The sequence below is a fragment of the Caballeronia terrestris genome (assembly GCF_001544515.1).
GTDB classification, from domain to species: Bacteria; Pseudomonadota; Gammaproteobacteria; order Burkholderiales; family Burkholderiaceae; genus Caballeronia; species Caballeronia terrestris.
Window position 1 is genome coordinate 1 of record NZ_FCOL02000567.1, and the last position, 730, is coordinate 730.

The window sequence follows — 730 nt, forward strand, 5'->3', positions numbered from 1 at the left end:
CTCTATACGTCGCCGGAGTTCTACGGGCAGATCATCTCCACGCGCACGTATCAGGACCGCCTCGACACGCTCGAACGCGTGCGCGATGTCGGTATCAATGTGTGCTGCGGCGGTATCGTCGGAATGGGTGAATCGCGGCGCGAGCGCGCGGGTCTCATCGCGCAGTTGTCCAACATGGAGCCATATCCGGAGTCGGTGCCGATCAACAACCTCGTGCAAGTCGAAGGCACGCCGCTCACCGGCACGGCGCCGCTCGATCCGTTCGAATTCGTGCGCACGATCGCTGTCGCGCGCATCACGATGCCGGGCGCGATGGTGCGTCTCTCGGCGGGACGCGAGCAGATGGATGAAGCGCTGCAGGCACTGTGCTTCGCAGCCGGCGCGAATTCGATCTTTTACGGCGACCAGTTGCTGACGACGAGCAATCCGCAAGCGGAGGCCGATCGCAAGCTGCTCGCGAGACTCGGCATTCGGGCCGACGGCTTGGACGATGTTCGTCAGAGACACGCAGCGCACAGCGCATAGCGTCGAGACCGGCCTCTGCGAGCTCTATGAGGCCGCGCTCATACCTGGGCTGCCGGAAGGCTGGGCAGACCTGACGCGCGATCCCGCGGAAACAAGGGCGCTCGGGCGGGAATGGCTTGAGGCCGGTGAACAATTGGCGATGCGCGTACCGTCCGTCGTCTGCCCGAGCGATTTCAATCTGCTCCTGAATCCCATGCATCCTGAG

The 730-nt window shown here is 63.8% G+C and carries 1 protein-coding gene and 1 pseudogene; both read left to right on the forward strand.

What is annotated here, in order from left to right:
- A partial coding sequence (locus AWB67_RS38980) for a biotin synthase BioB (protein ID WP_510183525.1) occupies positions 1 to 525 on the forward strand: 525 nt, incomplete at its 5' end.
- 25 nt (positions 526 to 550) lie between these two features.
- Positions 551 to 730: pseudogene (locus AWB67_RS38985) on the forward strand (RES family NAD+ phosphorylase); the annotation flags it as partial.